General features: G+C 33.2%; 20 protein-coding genes. 14 read left to right on the top strand and 6 right to left on the bottom strand.

Features of this window, described 5'->3' with window-relative positions; translation table 11 throughout:
- Positions 1–7: 7 nt before the first annotated feature.
- Positions 8–679 carry a response regulator gene (locus OLM52_RS10780; protein WP_264548517.1) on the top strand — a complete coding sequence of 224 codons (672 nt, stop codon included), beginning with the start codon at positions 8–10 and terminating at the stop codon, positions 677–679.
- Positions 680–1,016: 337 nt separating this feature from the next.
- Here OLM52_RS10780 and OLM52_RS10775 read toward each other — a convergent pair whose 3' ends face one another.
- Both OLM52_RS10775 and OLM52_RS10770 read right to left on the bottom strand, forming a co-directional pair.
- Positions 1,017–2,156 carry an ATP-binding protein gene (locus OLM52_RS10775; RefSeq protein ID WP_264548516.1) on the bottom strand — a complete coding sequence of 380 codons (1,140 nt, stop codon included), beginning with the start codon at positions 2,154–2,156 and terminating at the stop codon, positions 1,017–1,019.
- Between the two features lie 72 nt (positions 2,157–2,228).
- Complete coding sequence (locus OLM52_RS10770) at positions 2,229–3,101, bottom strand: aldo/keto reductase (protein WP_264548515.1); 873 nt, start codon at positions 3,099–3,101, stop codon at positions 2,229–2,231.
- Positions 3,102–3,278: 177 nt separating this feature from the next.
- Here OLM52_RS10770 and OLM52_RS10765 point away from each other — a divergent pair, with 177 nt between their 5' ends.
- From OLM52_RS10765 to OLM52_RS10730, 8 genes are all read left to right on the top strand, one after another.
- A complete protein-coding gene (locus tag OLM52_RS10765; RefSeq protein ID WP_264548514.1) occupies positions 3,279–4,283 on the top strand; it encodes an AAA family ATPase in 1,005 nt (334 codons plus the stop codon).
- An 84-nt stretch (positions 4,284–4,367) separates the two neighbouring features.
- A complete protein-coding gene (locus OLM52_RS10760; protein ID WP_264548513.1) occupies positions 4,368–5,234 on the top strand; it encodes a DUF58 domain-containing protein in 867 nt (288 codons plus the stop codon).
- A gap of 5 nt (positions 5,235–5,239) precedes the next feature.
- Entirely contained in the window at positions 5,240–6,856 is a 1,617-nt protein-coding gene (locus tag OLM52_RS10755) for a cytochrome P450 (protein ID WP_264548512.1), read from the top strand.
- A complete protein-coding gene (locus tag OLM52_RS10750) occupies positions 6,856–7,860 on the top strand; it encodes a vWA domain-containing protein (protein ID WP_264548511.1) in 1,005 nt (334 codons plus the stop codon). Before OLM52_RS10755 ends, OLM52_RS10750 begins: the two co-directional genes overlap by 1 nt.
- A gap of 11 nt (positions 7,861–7,871) precedes the next feature.
- Complete coding sequence (locus OLM52_RS10745) at positions 7,872–8,915, top strand: vWA domain-containing protein (protein ID WP_264548510.1); 1,044 nt, start codon at positions 7,872–7,874, stop codon at positions 8,913–8,915.
- Positions 8,908–9,639, top strand: a complete 732-nt coding sequence (locus OLM52_RS10740) for a tetratricopeptide repeat protein (RefSeq protein ID WP_264548509.1) — start codon at positions 8,908–8,910, stop codon at positions 9,637–9,639. The genes OLM52_RS10745 and OLM52_RS10740 overlap by 8 nt, the downstream gene beginning before the upstream one ends.
- Positions 9,640–9,642: 3 nt before the next feature.
- Positions 9,643–11,424 carry a BatD family protein gene (locus tag OLM52_RS10735; protein WP_264548508.1) on the top strand — a complete coding sequence of 594 codons (1,782 nt, stop codon included), beginning with the start codon at positions 9,643–9,645 and terminating at the stop codon, positions 11,422–11,424.
- Positions 11,424–12,185, top strand: coding sequence for a tetratricopeptide repeat protein (locus OLM52_RS10730; protein WP_264548507.1), 762 nt, complete (start codon positions 11,424–11,426; stop codon positions 12,183–12,185). The genes OLM52_RS10735 and OLM52_RS10730 overlap by 1 nt, the downstream gene beginning before the upstream one ends.
- A gap of 51 nt (positions 12,186–12,236) precedes the next feature.
- Here the strand turns inward: OLM52_RS10730 and OLM52_RS10725 are convergent, their stop codons facing one another.
- On the bottom strand, positions 12,237–12,758 hold the full coding sequence (locus OLM52_RS10725; protein WP_264548506.1) for a CvpA family protein: 522 nt from the start codon (positions 12,756–12,758) through the stop codon (positions 12,237–12,239).
- Positions 12,759–12,901: 143 nt separating this feature from the next.
- On the opposite strand from OLM52_RS10725, the gene OLM52_RS10720 reads away from it, so the two are divergent.
- The 5 genes from OLM52_RS10720 (at position 12,902) to OLM52_RS10700 (ending at position 18,371) form a co-directional block, all read left to right on the top strand.
- Positions 12,902–13,258: a hypothetical protein gene (locus OLM52_RS10720; protein WP_264548505.1), complete on the top strand. Its 357-nt coding sequence runs from the start codon at positions 12,902–12,904 to the stop codon at positions 13,256–13,258.
- Positions 13,259–13,325: 67 nt separating this feature from the next.
- Complete coding sequence (gene pheS, locus OLM52_RS10715; protein WP_264548504.1) at positions 13,326–14,345, top strand: phenylalanine--tRNA ligase subunit alpha; 1,020 nt, start codon at positions 13,326–13,328, stop codon at positions 14,343–14,345.
- 48 nt (positions 14,346–14,393) lie between these two features.
- The gene (locus tag OLM52_RS10710; protein WP_264548503.1) at positions 14,394–14,801 is read left to right on the top strand and encodes a hypothetical protein; all 408 of its coding nucleotides are present in this window, start codon (positions 14,394–14,396) and stop codon (positions 14,799–14,801) included.
- 9 nt (positions 14,802–14,810) lie between these two features.
- Positions 14,811–15,296, top strand: coding sequence for a tetratricopeptide repeat protein (locus OLM52_RS10705; RefSeq protein WP_264548502.1), 486 nt, complete (start codon positions 14,811–14,813; stop codon positions 15,294–15,296).
- Between the two features lie 234 nt (positions 15,297–15,530).
- Entirely contained in the window at positions 15,531–18,371 is a 2,841-nt protein-coding gene (locus OLM52_RS10700; protein WP_264548501.1) for a GH92 family glycosyl hydrolase, read from the top strand.
- Between the two features lie 61 nt (positions 18,372–18,432).
- Here the strand turns inward: OLM52_RS10700 and OLM52_RS10695 are convergent, their stop codons facing one another.
- The 3 genes from OLM52_RS10695 to OLM52_RS10685 all read right to left on the bottom strand — a co-directional run bounded on the left by OLM52_RS10695 (position 18,433) and on the right by OLM52_RS10685 (position 21,962).
- Entirely contained in the window at positions 18,433–19,410 is a 978-nt protein-coding gene (locus OLM52_RS10695) for a TerC family protein (protein ID WP_264548500.1), read from the bottom strand.
- A 172-nt stretch (positions 19,411–19,582) separates the two neighbouring features.
- Positions 19,583–20,578: an NAD(P)H-dependent glycerol-3-phosphate dehydrogenase gene (locus OLM52_RS10690; RefSeq protein ID WP_264548499.1), complete on the bottom strand. Its 996-nt coding sequence runs from the start codon at positions 20,576–20,578 to the stop codon at positions 19,583–19,585.
- A gap of 205 nt (positions 20,579–20,783) precedes the next feature.
- The gene (locus OLM52_RS10685; protein ID WP_264548498.1) at positions 20,784–21,962 is read right to left on the bottom strand and encodes an iron-containing alcohol dehydrogenase; all 1,179 of its coding nucleotides are present in this window, start codon (positions 21,960–21,962) and stop codon (positions 20,784–20,786) included.
- Between the last annotated feature and the right edge of the window lie 24 nt (positions 21,963–21,986).

Below are 21,986 nucleotides of genomic sequence, written 5' to 3'. Positions count from 1 at the left end.
AATCAAAGTGAACAAAAAAAACATTCATATTTTAATGATCGATGATCATCCCTCAATGATAGAAGGTTATAAGAGTATATTGTCTTTTAACGATTTAGGATTACAAATTACTACAACACCAGCTTATAATTGCGAATCAGCATACAATATTATCAGTACTACTCCAGTAGCCGAAGCGTTTGATTTTGCTTTTGTGGATTTGAGTTTACCTCCTTATTTGGAAAAAAACATCAAAAGTGGTGAAGATTTAGCGCTCCTCATTAAAAATAAATTTACAAAGTGTAAAATAGTTATACTGACATCACATGCAGAAGCTTTTATTTTAGATAATATTCAAAGAAATATAGCACCAAACGGATTGTTAGTAAAAAGTGATTTTACTGCAGATGAGTTTTTATTGGCATTTGAAAAAATCTATAACAATCATATCTATACTAGCAAAACAGTTGTAGAAAATATTGCCGAATTACATGAAAAAAACTCGTTCTTAGACGAAAACAATAGAAAGCTAATTACACTATTGGCGGAAGGAGTTAAAACAAAAAATTTACCGCAACGAATGAATTTATCAATAAGTGCAATTGATAAGCGCAAAGCACAGATTAAATTCTATTTCAAAATTGAAAAAGGGAGCGACGAAGACATCATCCGCGAAGCTAAAAAGCACGGATTAATCTAAAATTTTTCAAGAAACGCCCAAAACACTGGAAAAAAAAAGTGAAAATGTACAGAAAATCTGTAACAATTAATCTTTAGTCTATGTGTAACTTTATATTCTAAATGATAAAGAAAATGAAGTTATATACAAAAATAGTTATCGCCCTGTTAATCCTTAGCCTAATCTGGATTTACGCAATTGTTGATTTAACGTATTATACACTTTTTCAAGAAAAATCAACATTTTTTAATACACTCGATTATAGTGTACAGTTTAAATTAGTTTACATAATGGGAGTGGCCCTTTTTGTTTCTTATTTAACGCTAATTTTCTTCAAAAGAAGTAAAAATAATTTTTATTAATCGTATTTCATTTTTCTTAAAATACGCATTACTTCCTTAAAAGAAACATACACTAAAGAGTCGTCAAACGCTTTTAAATAAGGTTTGGCATCAATTAGCTTTTGTTTGGCCTCTTCAAAACCATTCAAGTAACAAATCATTAAGGTGTGCGGTACATTGATCAAATCTCTTTTTTCAGAGGGTTGCAAAACAACGCCTTTTTGAAGTTTAACCAAAATAGCATTATTGGCATTGTAAATGTGATGCAACATTTTTTTATTGTATTGTGGTGGTTCAAACAATAATTGCGTGTCTATTTTGTAATACCCATTGTCAAAAAAATGAATGGAGACTTTTTCTAACGGATAAAAACTGGTTTTATCATTTAATCCCAAACTCACATATTCTGTAATTGAAAAAGAATCATCATCATAGGCAATACTCACTTCATCTAAAGCGGAATAAAAAAGTTTAACTTGTTCGTTTACCAATTCAATATCCACACGCGAGTAGTACATTTTATCGCGCACTTTTTTCTTGTTTCCTGCCCAGCAAACCACAAAAAGCTCTTTAAAAACTTTATAATTTGACTCTAAATCTTTGTGCCTGTTATTTATAAAATCTAAAACACTTTCTAAGGTATACGAAATACTATTTCGGGAGTTATTTTCTAAACTAATAACTGTTTCAATATTCTGTTTTGAATACGGAATTTTTTCGGTTGTTGGAGAAGTATTGCTGCCTCGCCTAACAAATGTACTATTGGCAACTATAGTATGAATTCCTTTTTTGAAATACGAAGTTTTCGATTTGGGTTTAATCGTAACCAAACCTACCACTTTATCTTTTGGTAAACTTGGAAAAGGGACATTCTCGTATTGAATTTTTGGTGGATTTTCTAAAAAAGCGTTTACCAAATTTTGAATGCGACTATCATCAAAAAAGTCATCACCCACAATTTCATTAGTCGCATCTTCAACACCCACTACAATGTAAGAATTGTTGCTTGGATTTGAATTGGAAAGCGCACAAATGTGTTTTAAAAACTTTGCTTTTCCTTCTTTTGTATGTAAATTTAACTGACGTTTTTTATCATAAAAACTATTCTCATCATTGTGAGCTAATAAATTCTTGATAAGAAGGCGCTTGTTGATCATTGTTTTGGTTTGCAGTCTCAGTCTCAGTTTTCAGTGCTGTCCTGCGACTGAAAACTGCGACTGAAAACTAAATTAAGGCACTTTATTTCCCATACTTTCAGTCCAAATCGCAAACCAATCTTGCGTGTCTAAAACTAGTGCCTTTGCTTTCATTAATTGTTGAATGCGACTCACATTTATAGTTCCGGCTACAGGTAAAATGTTTGCAGGATGTTGTAAAATCCAAGCAAGTAAAATCAAGTCTGAACCCACATGATATTTATCTACTAACTTAGAAAAAAGTAATTTTAAGCGTTGGGTTTGCTCTGTATTTTCTCTAAAAACTACTCCTAAAGGATTCCAAGCCATAGGCGTTATTTTGTGCAGTTGCATGTAATCTAAACTTCCATCCAACATGGCTTCATGATTGGTTGCAGAAAATTGAATTTGATTAAAAGAAACTGCTGTTTTTTGACGTAATAATTCAGTTTGAAAAGGGGTGAAATTTGAAACGCCAAAAGACAATATTTTTCCTTCGGATTTTAGTTTTTCAACCGCTTCAGCAACTTCATCAGCTTGTAGTAACGGACTTGGTCTGTGTAATAAAAACACATCTAAATAATCAGTTTGAAGATTTTTTAGCGAATTTTCAGCCGACCAAATGATATAGTCTTTAGAATAATTGTAATGTTTTACTATGTTTTGCGGACGATTTTCAGAAATATGTTCAATTCCGCATTTAGTAATTAATTGCACTTTTTTTCGATCAATTTTTGAAGTTGACCACGCTTTTCCAAAAGCAGCTTCGGTTGTATAACCACCATAGATATCCGCATGGTCAAATGACGTAATTCCGTTTTCAAAAAAAAGGTTAATTAAGTGATTCATTTCGTTTGTGTTAAGGTTTTTATCCCAAACACCCCAATTCATAACTCCGGCAATTATAGGTGATAATTTTACTGACATAGTAAGTTGTTTTTTGAAATTTTTCTTAAAATTATAAAATAGAATCATAAAACACTCACAATTACTACTTTTTTTAATGTTTTTTAACGCTATATTAACAACTAAAAATTAAAAAAAATCACAATTTGCGGTGTTAAAAAATGTTGTTAATTTCACAGCACCAAATTAAACCTTAAAATGGAAGAAAATACATCGACGTTAGACATTAGAGCAATCAATGAAAAGATAGAAAGAGAAAGTGCTTTTATCGACTTACTTACCATGGAAATGAACAAAGTAATTGTGGGTCAAAAACACATGGTAGAACGATTACTTATTGGGTTATTAGGACAAGGACACATTTTGTTAGAAGGTGTTCCTGGATTAGCAAAAACGTTAGCAATTAATACGCTGTCACAAGCAGTTCACGGTTCGTTTAGCCGAATTCAGTTTACACCAGATTTATTACCAGCTGATGTGGTTGGAACCATGATTTACAACGTAAAACAAAACGATTTTACCATTCGAAAAGGACCCATTTTTGCCAACTTTGTTTTAGCCGATGAGATCAATCGTGCGCCAGCAAAAGTGCAATCGGCTTTGTTGGAAGCTATGCAAGAAAAACAAGTTACTATTGGAGATGAAACCTTCAAATTAGACAAACCATTTTTAGTAATGGCAACTCAAAACCCAGTGGATCAAGAAGGAACCTATCCGTTACCCGAAGCACAAGTGGATCGTTTTATGCTAAAAGCCGTAATTGATTACCCAAAAATGGAAGACGAGCGCTCAATAATTCGTCAAAACTTAAAAGGTGCTTATGAGAAAGTAAACCAAGTGGTTTCTTTAGAGCAAATTTTAAGAGCGCAAGAAGCAGTTCGTGAAGTCTATATGGACGAAAAAATCGAAAAATATATATTAGATATTGTCTTTGCAACGCGTTATCCAGAAAAATATAAATTAGAAAGTTTAAAACCATTAATTAGTTTTGGAGCTTCACCACGTGGAAGTATTAATTTGGCTACCGCTGCTAAATGTTATGCTTTCATCAAACGCAGAGGGTATGTAATTCCAGAAGACGTTCGTGCAGTTGTATACGATGTGTTGCGCCACAGAATTGGAGTTACGTATGAAGCGGAAGCAGAAAATGTAACTTCTGTAGATATTATTAGCAAAATTGTTAACGAAATCGAAGTGCCTTAATTTAGTTATCAGTATTCAGTCTCAGTGTTCATAAAATTTTGTTTTGATACTGCGACTGCCAACTGCGACTGCCAACTAATAAAAATGGATACCAAAGAAATTCTAAAAAAAGTTCGAAAAATTGAAATCAAAACCCGAAGATTGAGCGATCACATCTTTTCGGGAGAATATCATACGTCTTTTAAAGGACGCGGAATGACGTTTTCAGAAGTACGCCAATATCAATATGGCGACGATGTAAGAGCTATTGATTGGAATGTAACCGCTCGTTATAACGAACCTTTTGTAAAAGTATTTGAAGAAGAACGTGAATTAACCATGATGTTAGTTGTGGATATTTCGGGTTCAGAAAGTTTTGGTACAAAAAACCAACAAAAACGCGATATGGTTACTGAAATTGCTGCTACGTTGGCTTTTTCGGCAACGCAAAACAACGATAAAATAGGATTGCTTTTGTTTTCAGACCAAATCGAGTTGTTTATTCCGCCTAAAAAAGGAAAATCGCACGTTTTACGAATCATTCGCGAATTAATTGAGTTTGAACCCAAAAGTAAAAAAACCGATTTATCTCAAGCGTTGAAATATTTATTAAGTGTTTTGAAAAAGAAAGCGATTGTGTTTTTAATTTCCGATTTCATGACTACAGCTTATGAGCATACGCTAAAAATCGCTTCAAAACGACATGATGTAACTGGAATTCGTGTTTTTGATCAAAGAGAAGAAAGCATTCCAAACATCGGAATTGTAACTATGTTAGATGCCGAAAATGGTGAAACGTTAGTTGTTGATACCAACTCAAAATCGGTTCGACAAAATTACGAAAAGTACTATCGAGAAAACGTAACGTATTTTAGAGAGGTATTTTCAAAATGTGGTGCAGGAGCCATAAGTTCAAGAGTAGATGAAAGCTATGTAACCAAATTATTGGGTTATTTTAAAGCGCGTAATTAAGAAAAATGAAAAAGACAATTTACTTTTATATTGCTTTATTGTTTGGATTTTTGGGATCAGCTCAAAAAATCACAACAGCTATTGATTCTTCACAAATAAAAATTGGATCGCAATTCAATTTAACAATCAAAGCATCGGTAAACGCAAAAGACAAAGTGGTTTTTCCAAATGCGCAAAATTTTGGGGCTTTAGAAGTTTTAGAATCGTATCCAATTGATACTATAAAAAACAATTCACAATACGAATTGATTAAAAAATATGGGTTAACCCAGTTTGATTCGGGCCGCTATTTGATTCCAAAATTAATCGTAAAAATCAACCAAAAAGATTTTCAAACCGATTCACTTTCCATCGTGGTAAACAATGTAAAAGTCGATACCACAAAACAGCAAATGTATGACATCAAAGACATTATTGCTACCGAAGAAGAACCAAGCAGCGAATGGTGGAAATTGTTGGTTTTACTAGCTTTGATAATTGCTTCAGGTTTTGCATCTTACTTCATTATTAAAAAATTACAAAAAGGGAAAGTAAAAGAAGAAGAGTTTTTTGCGTCACCTATTGAAAAAGCGATTGCTTATCTTCAAAATTTAGACAAAAAACAATTGGTTCAAAAAGGCGATGTAAAAGAATATTATTCTGAAATGACCGATATTGCTCGAACGTATATTGAAGAATCAATTCATATTCCAGCCATGGAAAGCACATCAAGCGAGTTAATGAATTCGTTGAAAAAAGCCATTTCAGACAAAAAAATGTTTGTAAGTCGTGAAGAATTGGACAAATTTCGTCAGGTTTTAGAAAATTCTGATTTAGTAAAATTTGCCAAATCAAAACCATTACAATTTGAAATCGAAAAAGACAAAAGTATTGTTGACAAATTCTTATTAATCGTTGACAAAGCATTACCAAGAACAGAAGAGCAAGCCGAAGCACTTTTTGCAGAAGAAGTAAGAAGAAAAGAGTTGAAGAAACAAAAATTCATGCGAACCGCAATTTCAGTCGGAATTGCTGTTGTTTTATTTGTAATTTCAGTCGGAATTTTTGCTTATACTTTTGGATTAGATTATTTAAAAGAGCATCACATTGGTTACACAACCGAAGAATTATTAGAAAAAGAATGGATTACTTCAGAATATGGTGAACCTGCAATTGTGATTGAAACGCCAAAGGTTTTGAAACGAAATAACGACGAAAAAATTCAAAATAACCTTCCTGAAAACGTAAAATCAACCAATAAATTTATCTACGGAAGCATTATTGATGATTTTTCGATTGTGTTAGTAACAACAGCTTTTAAAGACACTACAAAAATCGACTTAGAAGTTGCCTTAGAACATGATTTGAAAGAATTAGAGCGTTTTGGCGCTAAAAATATCATTGTAAAAACAGTTGATTTTGAAAACGTAAAAGGTCTTTCAGGTAAAAAATCATACGGAAGCTTTACCGCTTTTAATGAGATTACAAAAGAAGATCAAAAAATGAGCTACGAAATAGTGGTTTTTGCTCAAGCGGGTGGCGCACAAGAATTTTTCTTAACTTATAAGGAAGATGATGAACATGCGAAACAAATTATGGAGAAAATCCAGAATTCAATTGAACTAAGAAAAGCGAAACAATAATGGGAAAAGTAACCTTTTTAAATCCAGAATTTTTGTGGCTGTTTTTGGTTTTACCACTAGCAATGGCATGGTTATTTTATAAACGTAATCAGCTTTCGGCAACATTAAAAATGAGTTCTTTGGAGCCATTTAAACAAAATCGCACTTTTTTAGCCAAAGTAAAACCGTTTTTGAACATTTTACGATTAATCGCTTTGAGCTCTATCATCATTGCATTGGCACGACCAAGAAGTGTTGATGTAACGTCAAAATCAAAAACCACTAAAGGAATTGACATCGTAATGGCAATTGATGTTTCGAGTAGTATGCTGGCCAATGATTTAAAACCAAACCGATTACAGGCCTTGAAAAAAGTAGCTACTACTTTTATTCAAGATCGAATAAACGATAGAATTGGTTTAGTAGTTTATGCTGGCGAAAGCTATACAAGAACTCCTGTAACTTCTGATAAAGCCATCATTTTGCAATCATTAAAAACGGTAGAATATGACGATTCAATTATTGCCGATGGAACCGGAATTGGCGTTGGTTTAGCCACTGCAATTAATCGAATAAAAGACAGCAAGGCAAAAAGTAGAATCATTATTTTATTGACTGACGGTGTCAACAATTCGGGAACAATTGATCCTAGAACAGCTGCCGAAATTGCTAAAGAATATGGAATTAAAGTATATACGATTGGAATTGGAACCAACGGAAAAGCAATGTTTCCTGTAGCAAAAGACGCCAACGGAAAATTAGTTTTTAGAATGATGCCTGTAGAAATTGATGAAAAATTGATGCAAGAAATTGCAAAAAAGACCGATGCAAAATATTTTAGAGCCACATCAAATCAAAAATTACAAGCCATTTATAATGAAATCAATAAGTTAGAAACTACCGAAATTGACGAGAAAAAATTCTATAATTACGACGAAAAGTATAAAATTTTTGTACTCATTGCTTTTGGCTTGTTAGGAATTGAAATCTTGTTGCGAAATACAGTCTTTAGAGGAATCGTTTAGAAAAAGAAAAAATGTTTGAATTAGAAAGCCCAAAATATTTTTATTTAGCAGCACTCATTCCAATTGTAGTGGCACTTTTTCTGTTCAATTTATTTTGGAAAAGAAAAAAGCAAGCTGCTTTTGCCGATTTGGAATTGTTTAAAAAATTAAGTCCCGAAAAATCAACGTTTAAACCGGTTTTAAAATTGATTATTTTACTTTTGGCATTGGCTTGTGTGATAATTGCTTTGGTAAACCCAAAAATGGGAACCAAAATGGAAACCGTAAAACGACAAGGAATCGATATTGTTTTTGCGATTGATATTTCAAAAAGTATGTTAGCCGAAGACGTGGCGCCAAATCGTTTAGAAAAAACCAAGCAATTGGTTTCGCAAATTATCAACCAATTAGGAAATGACCGTGTTGGAATCGTAGGTTATGCTGGAAGTGCGTATCCTGTTTTACCAATGACTACCGATTATAGCATTGCCAAGATGTACTTGCAAAGTATGAATACAAATATGGTTTCTTCACAAGGAACGGCTTTTAACGATGCAATTAAACTTTCGGTGGATTATTTTGACATAAAAGACACAAGTAAATTGATTATTTTGGTTTCCGATGGAGAAGATCATGGCGACGGAGCTGATGAAGCAATTGAAATGGCACAAGAAAAAGGCGTTCGTATTTTAACCATTGGTGTGGGAACAGAAAAAGGCGCTTTAATTCCTTTAAAAGATGATAGAGGAAACATTTCGTCCTATAAAAAAGACCAAAACGGAGAAAACGTCATCACAAAATTATATCCAGAAGTTTTACAAAATATTGCGAATAAAACCAAGTCAAAATATATTATTGGTTCGTCTACAAAAGAAGTAGTTGAAGAAGTAAAAAAATCATTTGATAAAATAGAAAAATCTGAATTTGAATCACAACAAATTGCCGATTTTGAATCGCAATATCAATGGTTTTTAGGTTTAGGATTTTTATTGCTTTTAGTAGATATTTTTCTGTTGGAGAAAAAAACGAATTGGGTGCAAAAGTTGAATTTATTTAACGAAAAAAAACATGAATAAGATAGTTTACATAGTTGTTTTATTGATAAGCGGCGTTCTTTTTAGCCAAGAAAAAGATAAAAACCTGTACAACGGAAATCAATCTTTTGTACAAAAAAGCTATACTAGCGCAGAAGCGGATTATCGGGTAACTGAATCGAAAAAATCGCCTAAAAAAGCCATTGCAGGATACAATTTAGGAAATAGTATTTACCGACAAAATCAGCCTGGAGAAGCACAAATTAAATACATACAAGCTTTAGAATCAGCAAAATCTAAAACCGAAAAGCATCGTATTTATCATAATTTAGGCAATACGTTTATGTTGGATAAAAATTATGTAGCAGCTGCTGAAGCCTATAAAAATGCGTTACGGAATAATCCGCTAGATGAAGAAACGCGTTACAATTATGCTTTAGCAAAAAAGAAGAACAAAGAAAAGCCGGCAAAAGGAGACAACGACAAAAATAAAGGAGGGCAAAACGAGAAAAATCCACAGCCAGAAAACAATAAAAAAGACAAAGGAAACGATAAAAAAGAGCAAGATAAAAACAAAGGCGAAGACAAAAAAGAAGACGAAGACAAAAAAGACGATAAAAACGAATCGCCAAAACCAAGTGGTGCCGATAAACAACGCATCGACAATATTTTAGATGCCGTTAACAATGCCGAAAAGAAAATTCAGGACAAAGTGAATGAGAAGAAAGTAAAGCCTCGCGCAACTACAAATGAAAAAGATTGGTAATCAATGAAAAAAATAATTTTAGGGATAATCATTTTTATGTCGGTTTCTGTTTCTGCTCAAGTAAAATTTGAAGCATTAACCGATAGAGATACCTATGGTTTAAACGAACCATTTCAATTGGTTTTTTCTATAAACAATGAAGGAGACAATTTTCAACCACCAAAAATTCCAAATTTCAAAGTTGAAGGTCCAATTATCAATAAAGGATATGAAGACGAAACGCAATATATAAATGGGAGAACAACCTATAAAAGAAAAATATTTACTAAGCTAATTTTCTTTTTAACACCAACTAAAAAGGGAACGTTTACTATTGGTCCAGCATCCATCGAATATGACGGCGCGGTTTACAAATCGCAACCTATAAAAATCAAAATTACCGATCCAATTCAAAAGCCAAGTTATCCTGGTCAAAACCCAAGACAACAAAACTATAATTTTGGAGAAGGAATTCATTTAGTTGGCGAACTTTCTACCAAAAATCCCTATGTCAATGAGCCTGTAACGGTAGTTTACAAATTGTATTTTCCATATAATAGTTCGGTTTCCAATTTCAGAAACTTTCAAGCACCAAAATATGAAGATTTTTGGAGTCAATATATTGATATCAAACAACTTCGTGCCGAGAAAGGTAAATTTAATGGTAAAGATTACAGCATGGTCGTGTTACGAAAAGTGATTCTATATCCATTAGAAGCTGGAGCCAAAAAAATCGAACCGTTTAAAATTGATATTGACGCTGAGGTGCCAACTGGAAGAAGCGACTTTTTTGGAAGATTAGAAATGACTGCTCTCGAAAAATCACTTTCAACGGGTATTCAAACCATCAACGTAAAACCGTTACCAGAGAAGGATAAGCCAGCTGGTTTTACAGGAGCTGTTGGTGATTTTGATTTTAAAGTAACCCCTTCAAAAACCACTTTAAAAGCTGGGGAATCATTGGATTTAGAAGTGAGTGTTTCGGGTAAAGGAAATTTAAAATTGTTTACTTTGCCAAAACCAATTGTACCAAGTGCTTTAGAAATGTACGATCCAGCACACAATGAAAATGTACAAACACCTGTAACAGGAATGATTGGTAAAATTTCCGATAAATACACCATAATTCCACAGTTTAAAGGAAAATATACGATTAAACCTATCGCGTTTTCATATTATGATTTGGCAAGTAAATCATATAAAACGATCACGTCAAAAGAAATTATTATTGATGTAGCAGAAGGCGATGGAACTGTAGTTTCAAACAAAGAAAACGCAAATAAACAAGCCATTCAGAAAAAAGAAGTATTCCAATACAATAAGCTAAAAACCGAATTTGTTTCTACTGCTCAAGAAGATTTTTTAGGTTCAGGATTGTTTTATGGATTGTTAATCGCGCCTTTACTATTAATTCCCGCGGTGATTTTACTTCGTAAACAAAAAGAAGCTAAAGATGCTGATGCTTTTGGGAATAGAGTAAGAAGAAACAACAAATTAGTGAAGAAATATTTGCTAGAAGCCAAAAAACAAATGGGCGACAAAGTGCCGTTTTATATGGCAATGGAGAAAGCGTTACACAATTTCTTAAAAGCCAAATTGCATATCGAAACAGTGGAGATGAGCAAAGACAACATCATTGAATTGTTACAACAAAGAAATGCTTCTGAAACGAGCATTAATCAGTTTATGGAATTAATGAACGATTGCGAATTTGCACGATATGCACCAGCAACAGACACCGCCATGAACAACGATTTCGACAGAGCGATTACTATTATTTCTGAACTTGAAAAACAATTGAAATAATGAAAAATAAGATTATACTATTCCTTTTGTTTTTGGTTTCATTTGCTAATGCAAGCGAATCAATTGACGCTACATTCAAAAAAGCAAACGATTTGTACAATAAAGGCGATTATGAACAAGCGGTTCAATCATTCGAAAGCATTGTAAAACAAGGCAACGCATCGGCTGATTTGTATTTTAACATTGGTAATTGTTATTACAAATTAGGAAAAGTAGCGCCATCCATTTACAATTACGAAAAAGCATTGCTTTTAAACCCAGAGGACGAAGCCATTCAAACCAATCTATCATTTGCCCAAAAAATGGCTATAGACGACATTAAAATCGTTCCAGAAGTCGGTTTTAAGAAAATGGTAAAAGAATTCACAAGCACTTTTCATTATGACACTTGGGCTTGGATGGCTGTATTTATTGCTTTCCTGAGTTTACTTTCGTTTTTAGGGTATTATTTTGGAAATACGGTGTTGCTAAAACGCACCTTTTTCAGTTTATTTCTGCTGTTTTTAATCGGAATTGGTGTAACTGTTTTTTCTGCCTTTTTACAAAAGAAATATGATGCGAATTACAATCCAGCCATCGTTTTTGCAGAAGCAACAACTTTGAAAGCCGAACCAAAAAACAGTTCTGAAGATGTAGTAACGCTTCACGAAGGCACAAAAGTTTTCGTCTTAGAAGAATTAGGCAACTGGAAACAAGTAGAACTAACCGACAAAACCAAAGCGTGGATTGACAAAAAAGCGATTAGGGAAGTGAAGAAGTAGTATTCAGTGTTCAGTTATTAGTGTTCAGAATTTAATAGGCTTCTGAAGCTTTTACTGCTCACTTGCAACTTCCGATTTCAAACTATCATACCAACCTTCAATTGTAGGGTAAATCGCTTTTGAAATGTTCTGAATTGGATTATAAAAAATCGAATTTTCTTGTGTTTCTTTTGAAAGCAGCATGTTATTGATGTTGATTTTTTCAAAAATAAAAAGCACGACACTCAATGCTAAAATTGTTTTCAATACGCTAAAAACCACACCAGCAAATTTGTTAATCCAACCTAAAAAAGCAAAATCGACTAATTTGGTTAAAATTTTTGCACTCAAGTGAATGCCAATTACCACCACTATAAACGTAATGATAAAAGCGGTTATTTCAATGTATTTTGGATTCCATGAAGGGACAAATTCACTAAATACACTGCCAATTAAGCTCGAAAATTTAATTGCAACATAAATTCCTAAAATCAAAGCTACAAACGAAGCAACTTCAACAAAAAGGCCGTTTTTCAGTCCTTTATAAACCGCAAAACCCAATAAAACCGCAAAAACAATATCAATAAAACTCATGCAAAAAGAAAATAGATGAAAGAATAAAGAACAAAGACGATAGAATGCGTAAAAAACAAAACCATCGATTATCTTTGCAAAACTAATATAGAAAGTTGGGAATAGTCTTTTTTCTTTTCTCTTTTTTCTTTCATCTATATAAAATGTCTAGAGACGAACAATTAAAACAGCGTTGGGAAAGCGTTGTCAATATATTATCAGAAAAATTTTCAGGCGGAGAAGACCTTGATTTAGAAGGAATTATCTACCTAATTGGTGTGCAAGAATTGGGAAAAATTCATGCTACTTTCAAAAAAGATGAAAAAGTAAACCTGATGCACATTGCCATTTGCCGTTTGTTAGAACCTTATGGGTACTACGAGTTTGAGTATTTTGATAACGAAGGTTGGCCGCATTATAAAGTAAAAGAAGAATTGCCACCACTAAAAGCAGGCGAGCAAGCCGTGTTAATGAAAGAAGCAATTGTAGGCTACTTTTTAGAGAAAGAATTGATTGATTAAAACTAATTACTAATCACTTTTCACTAATCACTAAAAATAACTAAATTTGCATTTTACAAAACGAGCGATGACAGAAACGATTAAAGCCCACATTGAAGAAGTAAAAGCTTTTCAAACCGATAATAAAGAACAATTAGAAGCCTTCCGAATCAAGTATTTGGGAAGTAAAGGCTTGTTGAAAGACTTTTTTGCCGAATTCAAAAATGTTCCAAACGAACAAAAGAAAGAATTTGGACAAGTAATCAACGAATTGAAAACTTCAGCGGAAGAAAAGGTAAAAAATATTCAAGATGCTTTAGAAAATAAAGAAGAAGCAAAAGGAATTTATGACGATACAACGCGTCCTGGAGAAGCGATGAACATTGGTTCGCGCCATCCTATTTCGATTGTAAAAAACCAAATGATTGATATTTTTTCAACCATTGGTTTCAACGTGTCCGAAGGTCCAGAAATCGAAGACGATTGGCACAATTTTACTGCATTAAATTTACCAGAATATCATCCGGCAAGAGATATGCAGGATACGTTTTTCATTCAAACCAATCCTGATGTTTTATTGCGTACGCACACTTCATCAGTACAAGTGCGTTATATGGAAAACAACAAACCGCCGATTCGTACGATTTCTCCAGGAAGAGTATTTCGTAACGAGGCAGTTTCTTCGCGTTCGCACTGTATTTTTCATCAAGTGGAAGGTTTGTATATTGACAAAGACGTTTCGTTTGCCGATTTAAAACAGACGTTGTTGTATTTCACCAAAGAAATGTTCGGAAAATCGAAAATTCGTTTACGTCCGTCGTATTTTCCATTTACAGAACCAAGTGCTGAAATCGATATTTATTGGGGCTTAAAAACCGAAACCGATTACAGAATTACCAAAGGAACGGGTTGGTTAGAAATTGGTGGTTGCGGAATGGTAGATCCAAACGTATTGAAAAACTGCGGTATCAATCCAGACGAACACACCGGTTTTGCTTTCGGAATGGGAGTAGAGCGTATAGCAATGTTGTTGTACCAAATTGGTGATATCCGTATGTTTTATGAAAACGACGTTCGTTTCTTAGAGCAATTCAAATCGAGTATATAATTAAGTTAAAGTTTTAATAATTAATTCTTTAATCTTACTACTATTTCAATGAAAAAAGACATTATCATCCCAAAAGTAGCAAACGTTCACATTGTAGCTTTTCAAGAATGGAACGACGATTTTATGGAGAATTCTTGGTATGCTTATTTAATAAACGATACCGATGATTTGCTAGAAATGGCTATGGTAGTTTCACGCGCTTACGGTTTAATCAATGGCGAAGAACGCAAAACAGGAACATTCCGTCATGCGTTTGCTAAAGTTGAACCAAGAACCGCCGTTAAAGTTGAATTGTTAGAAAACAATGTTTTGCAATTGAATAACGAATTCATGTTGTCATACTTCGCAAACGGTCAATTATTCGATAAAACCTTTGTTTTTAGAACCAATTCCATCAACGAAAAAGCTACTGCCGATTTACCAATTATCAACAAAAGAGGCGTTTTTGCGAATTAGATTTTAAATATGGCTTCTGAAATACCAACAATTAGACAAACAGCTTGGATATCGGTAATTCCACAATTTTTATTTATGGGATTATTATTGCTTGTATTTCATCAAATTTCTCCTAAAAATGCTGTTTTATATGGAGCCATAACTTATTTATCTATAAGTTATTTTTTAAGATTTTTTATTCCTAAAAGTCATAGAAAAGGATTGTCTTTGTATAAAGAAAATCAATTTTTAGAAGGAATTGATTCATTTCAAAAAAGCTATAATTTTTTCGACCAAAATGAGTATTTGGATAAATATCGCTATTTATTATTGTTGAGTTCTTCAAAAATGGGGTATAAAGAAATGGCTTTAAACAATATTGCCTTTGGTTATAGTCAAATTGGAGATGGGAAAAATGCTAAAGAATATTACGAAAGATTACTTACTGAATTTCCAAATAATTCAATAGCCAAGGCAGCTATAAAAATGATTAATTCTGCTGAAAAATCAGAGTGAAAGATTAATTTCTGTATTTTTTTTCAACACATAGAAACATAGATTTATTTACTAAATGTTGAGGTATTTCATTTTTACATAGTCAACATAAGAAACTTTTATGAACTCATATATACAAAGAACTTTTCACACTTTCTTATATGACTTATATGTTTAAAATCAACCAAAAACAGCTTTATCCTTACAACAATTAGAAAATATTTTTACCTTTAAGAAATTTTTCATCCCAACAACATGAAACCATTTCTTATTGCTTTAGCTTTTTTAACTACTGTTTTTTCACAAGCCCAAGATTTCGCCAAACACGTTAACCCATTTATTGGAACAGGCGGTCACGGACACACATTTCCAGGCGCTACCGTGCCTTACGGAATGGTGCAACTTTCTCCTGATACGAGAATTGATGGGAGTTGGGATGGCTGTGGCGGGTATCATTATTCCGATAATTTGATTTACGGATTTTCTCACACGCATTTGAACGGAACCGGTGTTTCAGATTATGGTGATATCATGTTGATGCCAACTATGGGTGAGCCTTCGTTTGATAATAAAGTGTATTCTTCTACTTTTTCGCATACCAATGAAAAAGCTTCCGCTGGATTTTACTCCGTGAAATTAGACAAACACAATATCGATGTGCGTTTAACCACCTCAACACGTGTTGGTTTTCATGAATATACGTTTCATGAAAAGGGATTAGCCAATATTATTTTAGATTTGAATCATCGTGATAAATTGTTGGAAGGAAGAATTCGAGTAATTGATGATAAAACAATTGAAGTCTTACGAAGAAGTGAAGCTTGGGCAAGAGATCAATATGTGTATGCCCGAATTGAGTTCAATGTTCCAATGAAAATAAACAAAAATCAAGCTAATAGCCTTAAAAATAAAAATTATTATTCTGAGAAAGTACTGGCATTAAGTTTCTCAAAACAAGTCAAAAATGGTGAAAAAATTCTCGTAAAAGTATCGCTTTCACCAACGAGTTATGAAGGTGCGAAACTAAACAGTTCTGAAATTAAACATTGGGATTTTGATAAAGTACATCAAGCAGCCATCGCCCTTTGGAACAAAGAATTATCAAAAATTGAAGTCACTTCTAATGATAAAGACAAGTTAGCCATTTTCTACACGGCTTTGTATCACACGATGATGCAACCGAACATTGCACAAGATTTAGACGGAAAATACCGCGGTAGAGACAACAAAATTCATGTTGCGGAAGGATTTGATTATTACACGGTTTTTTCGTTGTGGGACACGTTTAGAGGTGCGCATCCATTGTATACTTTAATCGATAAAAAACGAACTGCCGATTACATTAACACCTTCATCAAACAATACGAACAAGGTGGTAGATTACCGGTTTGGGAATTGGCTTCCAATGAAACTGATTGTATGATTGGCTATCATTCTGTTTCCGTAATTGCAGATGCAATGGTAAAAGGAATTAAAGGTTTTGATTACGGAAAAGCCTTTGAAGCCAGTAAAGCTTCTGCCATGCGTGATGTGTTAGGTTTGGATGCGTACAAGAAAAACGGATTTATTTCGATTGACGACGAACACGAAAGTGTTTCCAAAACCTTAGAATATGCTTATGACGATTGGTGTATAGCTCAAATGGCGCAACTTTTAAACAAGCAAGAAGATTACCACTATTTCATGAAACGTTCTCAAAACTGGAAAAATATTTTCGATTGGGAAACCGGTTTTATGCGTCCAAAGAAAAATGGCGGTTGGGACAAACCATTTGATCCAAGAGAAGTCAACAATAATTTCACCGAAGGAAATGCTTGGCAATACACGTTTTTCGTGCCACAAGATATTGAAGGAATGATTGATGCTTATGGTGGACCTGAAAAATTTGAAGCCAAATTAGACGAAATGTTCAACAGCGAAAGCAAAACTACTGGAAGAGAACAAGTCGATGTAACCGGTTTAATTGGACAATATGCACACGGAAACGAACCAAGTCACCACATGGCGTACTTGTACAATTATGTGGGGAAACCAGAAAAAACGAATGAAAAAGTCAAGTTTATTTTAGATAATTTTTACACCAATACGCCAGATGGTTTAATTGGAAATGAAGACTGTGGACAGATGAGCGCTTGGTATGTGTTGAGCGTTATGAGTGAATATCCAGTTTGTCCAGGAAGTGTTATTCATCATTATGAAAACGATTTATATTTTGATAAAATAGTTGTAAACCTTGAAACTGGTGAGAAGGCTGTAATTAACGAAGAACAGAGAAAAATCAACAAACAAAAAGCGATTCAACAAGAGAAAGAAATCGTATCTTTTGAAGAAATTGATTGGGATTTAGGTTATGTTGTTAAAGATATCATAGAAGTTCCTGTAATTGTATCTGAAAGTAAATCATTCAAGGATAAATTATTAATTAGCTTTAATTCTTATCCAAATTATAGAGATGAAAAAATTAAATATCGTATAGTTGATAGTTCGCAAACAGGGGTTTTTAATGAGTATAAAGAACCTTTTTATATTTATTCAAGTTGTAAAATAGATTTTTATAAAGAATTAAATTTTGATAACTCTCTTTATAAAAGCAACACCATTTCCGCAACCTTTTTCAAAAAACCAAACAATTACAGCATCAATATCAAATCGGTTTACAATCCACAATATCATGCGGGTGGTCCAGAAGGCTTGTTAGATGGTATTTTAGGAACCGAGAACTGGAGAAAAGGCGATTGGCAAGGCTATCAAAGTCAGGATTTTGAAGCGGTAGCCGATTTAAAAGAAGTGAAAAATGTTACTGAAATTTCAGCACGTTTTTTACAAGACCAACGTTCGTGGATATTAATGCCAACGAAAGTCGATTATTATGTTTCGGATGACAATGTGAATTTTACTTATTTTGGTTCGGTAAACAATACCTTAGATCCAAAAGTAGAAGAAAATACGATTCTAAATTTCACTTCAAACGAAACCAAAGGCAAAAAAGCTCGTTACGTAAAAGTAATCGCCAAAAATTTCGGTAAATTACCAGAATGGCATCAAGGAGCTGGTGGTGATGCGTTTATTTTTGTGGATGAGATTATGATAAAGTAAAGCTTAATAAAAAAGGTTGTCTTAGCGGACAACCTTTTTTTATTTGATATATGTTTTGAAATTAATCCTTATCAGGAAACAACAAAGAAGCTACTACAGACAAGATTAACACACTTCCAACAACCATTAAAGAATAAGAAGTTTCTATGTGGTAAAACGGCGCTACAATCATTTTTACACCGATAAATGCCAAGATAAATGCTAATCCATATTTCAGTTTACTGAACATGTACATAAAGTTCGCCAGTAAGAAGTACAACGAACGCAATCCTAGAATCGCAAAAATATTTGACGTGTATAAAATAAAGGGGTCATCTGGTGCGATAGCAAAAATGGCCGGAATACTGTCTACCGCAAATAATAAATCAGTAAACTCAACAATTGCAACTACAACAAAAAGGGGAGTAGCCATTTTAATTCCGTTTTGAATGGTGAAAAATTTATCGCCATCAAAATTTGGGCTTACTTTAAAAAACTTATGTACAAATTTTGAACCAGCACTTTTACTGAAATCTTTACTTCCATCATCCTCTTCACTACTGAACCCAGATTTGATTCCCGCAACAATTAGAATAATTCCGAAAATGGTTAGTAAATAGTTGATTTTTACTACTTGACCGAACAATTCCATTTCGGGTAAATAGGTATAATTCAGCAACCAAACTCCGGTAAAAATAAAGATAGCTCTAAAAACAAGTGCACCAATTACACCCCAGAATAATACTTTATGTTGGGCTTCTTTTGCGACATTGAAATAGCCAAAAACCAAGATAAATACAAATAAATTATCCACCGATAGTGCCTTTTCAATCCAATAAGCGCCTTGAAATTGCATGAATTTTTCGGCACCCATATAATGATAAATAATTGCACTGAATCCCATAGCCAACGAAATCCAAACGGCCGACCAAAGTGCCGCTTCACGATTAGAAACTACGTGTCCTTTTTTGTTTAAAACGCCTAAATCAAGAATTAGCATTGCTAAAATAGTAATAGTAAATGCTGTTATAATTCCCGGATGATTGATAAGATTGTCCATATTTTTTTAATTATTTGGCGAAAATACTATTTCTATTTTACACCAAGGAAAAAGAGGTTATTTAATTGTAAATCAATGTTTTACAAAAGTTTGTTTTTTATAAAAAAAGATGTAAATAATTGAAAATCAAAAATTTACATCTTAATTTTTTATAAACGAGAAAAATTAAAAATTAATTCAATTCATCTGTTAATTCTTTAAAAACTGCTTTTGCGTCTTTATTTTCGTACAAAATTTTATAAACAGCATCAATAATTGGCGTATCAGCTCCATATTCTTGGTTGAGTTTGTAAGCACTTTTTACCGCATAATATCCTTCAGCAACCATGCTCATTTCCATTTGTGCTGATTTTACCGTGTAGCCTTTTCCAATCATGTTTCCAAACATTCTATTGCGAGAAAATACCGAATATCCTGTAACTAATAAGTCGCCCAAATAAGCTGAATTATTAATGTTTCGTTTCATTTTATGCACTTTACGAATAAATTTCTTCATTTCGCGAATGCCATTACTCATTAAAACCGCTTGAAAATTATCGCCATAGCCTAAGCCATGAGCAATACCAGCTGCGATAGCATAAATATTTTTTAAAACTGCGGCATATTCCGTTCCAATTATGTCATCAGTTGTTTTTGCTTTGATGTAATGCGAACTCAGATTTTTGGCCACATATTTGGCTTTTTTTCTATCGCTACAAGCAATGGTTAGATACGATAAACGCTCCATAGCTACTTCTTCAGCATGACATGGACCCGTAATTACGCCAATATTTTCAAAAGGAATATCGTATTTGGTATGAAAATGTTCCCCAACAATTAAACTGGATTCAGGAACAATTCCTTTAATGGCTGAAAAAATGATTTTTCCTTCTAAACTTTCGGTTAAACTTTCTAATTCTTTACTCAAAAAAGCAGAAGGAACCACAAAAATTAAATAATCAGCATAAGCCACAGCTTCGTTGATGTCATTTGTAAGGTGTAATTTGCTTGTGTCAAAAGTTACAGAACTCAAATAATTTGGGTTGTGCTTTTGGTGTTTTAAATGTTCAATAGCATAAGTACTTCGCATGTACCACGCAATTTCATCTTGATTTTCACAAAGCATTTTCGCAATTGCAGTTGCCCAACTTCCTCCTCCTATAACTGCAAATTTTGGCTTTTTTTCCATTTTACGATTTGATTTAGAATCATCAAAAATAGGTATTTAAAAAGGATTTACAAAAAACGTTTGCGAAACTCTTTTTTCAACTTGATTTATATCCAAAGTTCACTAATTAACACGAATAAATTTCAAGTAAAATTTAGTAAGTTTTATAGAAAAACTAAACTTTAAAGTTGAAAAAAACAGTGTTATTTAGTGAAATTTGTATAGTTTAATAGCTCATTTCTACGATTGCTTTTACTTTTTCTATGGTGATATTTTGCTTTTCTCCCAACACTTTCCAACCTCTTTCTTCAAATCGGTTGGCAATAAATTGGGCTGTATTTTCATAATTTTCTGTGTTTTCAGATAATTTGGTTTTCATGCCCATTTTATGGAAGAATTCAACTGTTTTTTCGATTGCTTTTTCAGCAATTTCTTCCGTTGAATTACCTTGGATGTTCCAAACACGTTGACCATATTGTGCTAATTTGTCTTTTTTGGTGTCAAACATTACTCTGTATAAATTTGGGCCAATGATTGCCAACGTTCTTGCATGGTCAATTTCATATAAAGCGGTTAATTCATGTCCAATCATATGTGTTGCCCAATCGGAAGGAACACCTTTTTGAATCAATCCATTCAATGCCATTGTTGCACTCCAAACAAAGTTGGAAGCCAATTTATAATCATTTGGATTTTCAACTACATCGGGACCAATTTCAATTAGTGTTTGCAAAATACTTTCGGCAATTCTATCTTGCAAAAAGGCATCGTGTTTGTAGGTTAGATATTGTTCCATTACATGTGTAAAAGCATCAACAACGCCATTTTGTAATTGTTTTTTTGGTAATGAGGTAATGACTAATGGATCTACAATTGAAAAAACGGGAAATAACGCACTTCCGCCTAAAGTTAATTTTTCTTGTGTTGCTTCAATCGTAACTACCGCACCCGAATTCATTTCAGAACCTGTTGCTGGTAAGGTTAAAACCGTTCCAAAAGGAATTACTTTGGCAACATCTTTAAACAAAATTCTTTTTTTAAGTATATCAGCTGCATCACCTTCAAAATTTACGGCTGCAGATATAAATTTTACACCATCAATAACACTTCCGCCACCAACAGCTATAATAAATCCGATTTTTTCTGTACGAATAATTTCAACAGCTTTCATTAAGGTTTCAAAACGTGGATTCGGTTCGATACCACCAAATTCTATAACTTCATTTGTAAGAAATTGTGCATTTAAAGCTGTTTTTACTTGGTTATAAACGCCGTTTTTAAAGATACTTCCTCCGCCATAAGCAATAAGGATTTTAGTGTTTGATGGCACCAACTCGGTAAGTTTTTCAATTTGTCCTTTACCAAAGACATAATTTACTGGATTGTATAGTTCGAAATTTAGCATAACATTTTTTTTAGAATTACAAAG

This window comes from Flavobacterium sp. N2820 (genome assembly GCF_025947285.1).
Taxonomy (GTDB): Bacteria; Bacteroidota; Bacteroidia; order Flavobacteriales; family Flavobacteriaceae; genus Flavobacterium.
Note: the sequence above shows the minus strand (reverse complement) of the source record. Positions and strands in the feature narration are given on the sequence as shown.

Bases quoted from the DNA above. Each gene is read 5' to 3' on its own strand.
- OLM52_RS10760 (WP_264548513.1), top strand. From the start codon at position 4,368: ATGGATACCAAAGAAATTCTAAAAAAAGTTCGAAAAATTGAAATCAAA.
- OLM52_RS10725 (WP_264548506.1), bottom strand. From the start codon at position 12,758: ATGAGTTTTATTGATATTGTTTTTGCGGTTTTATTGGGTTTTGCGGTT.
- OLM52_RS10755 (WP_264548512.1), top strand. From the start codon at position 5,240: ATGAAAAAGACAATTTACTTTTATATTGCTTTATTGTTTGGATTTTTG.
- OLM52_RS10750 (WP_264548511.1), top strand. From the start codon at position 6,856: ATGGGAAAAGTAACCTTTTTAAATCCAGAATTTTTGTGGCTGTTTTTG.
- OLM52_RS10735 (WP_264548508.1), top strand. From the start codon at position 9,643: ATGAAAAAAATAATTTTAGGGATAATCATTTTTATGTCGGTTTCTGTT.
- OLM52_RS10710 (WP_264548503.1), top strand. From the start codon at position 14,394: ATGAAAAAAGACATTATCATCCCAAAAGTAGCAAACGTTCACATTGTA.
- OLM52_RS10730 (WP_264548507.1), top strand. From the start codon at position 11,424: ATGAAAAATAAGATTATACTATTCCTTTTGTTTTTGGTTTCATTTGCT.
- OLM52_RS10740 (WP_264548509.1), top strand. From the start codon at position 8,908: ATGAATAAGATAGTTTACATAGTTGTTTTATTGATAAGCGGCGTTCTT.
- OLM52_RS10685 (WP_264548498.1), bottom strand. From the start codon at position 21,962: ATGCTAAATTTCGAACTATACAATCCAGTAAATTATGTCTTTGGTAAA.
- OLM52_RS10745 (WP_264548510.1), top strand. From the start codon at position 7,872: ATGTTTGAATTAGAAAGCCCAAAATATTTTTATTTAGCAGCACTCATT.
- OLM52_RS10705 (WP_264548502.1), top strand. From the start codon at position 14,811: ATGGCTTCTGAAATACCAACAATTAGACAAACAGCTTGGATATCGGTA.
- OLM52_RS10770 (WP_264548515.1), bottom strand. From the start codon at position 3,101: ATGTCAGTAAAATTATCACCTATAATTGCCGGAGTTATGAATTGGGGT.
- OLM52_RS10700 (WP_264548501.1), top strand. From the start codon at position 15,531: ATGAAACCATTTCTTATTGCTTTAGCTTTTTTAACTACTGTTTTTTCA.
- OLM52_RS10695 (WP_264548500.1), bottom strand. From the start codon at position 19,410: ATGGACAATCTTATCAATCATCCGGGAATTATAACAGCATTTACTATT.
- OLM52_RS10775 (WP_264548516.1), bottom strand. From the start codon at position 2,156: ATGATCAACAAGCGCCTTCTTATCAAGAATTTATTAGCTCACAATGAT.
- OLM52_RS10765 (WP_264548514.1), top strand. From the start codon at position 3,279: ATGGAAGAAAATACATCGACGTTAGACATTAGAGCAATCAATGAAAAG.
- OLM52_RS10720 (WP_264548505.1), top strand. From the start codon at position 12,902: ATGTCTAGAGACGAACAATTAAAACAGCGTTGGGAAAGCGTTGTCAAT.
- OLM52_RS10690 (WP_264548499.1), bottom strand. From the start codon at position 20,578: ATGGAAAAAAAGCCAAAATTTGCAGTTATAGGAGGAGGAAGTTGGGCA.
- pheS (WP_264548504.1), top strand. From the start codon at position 13,326: ATGACAGAAACGATTAAAGCCCACATTGAAGAAGTAAAAGCTTTTCAA.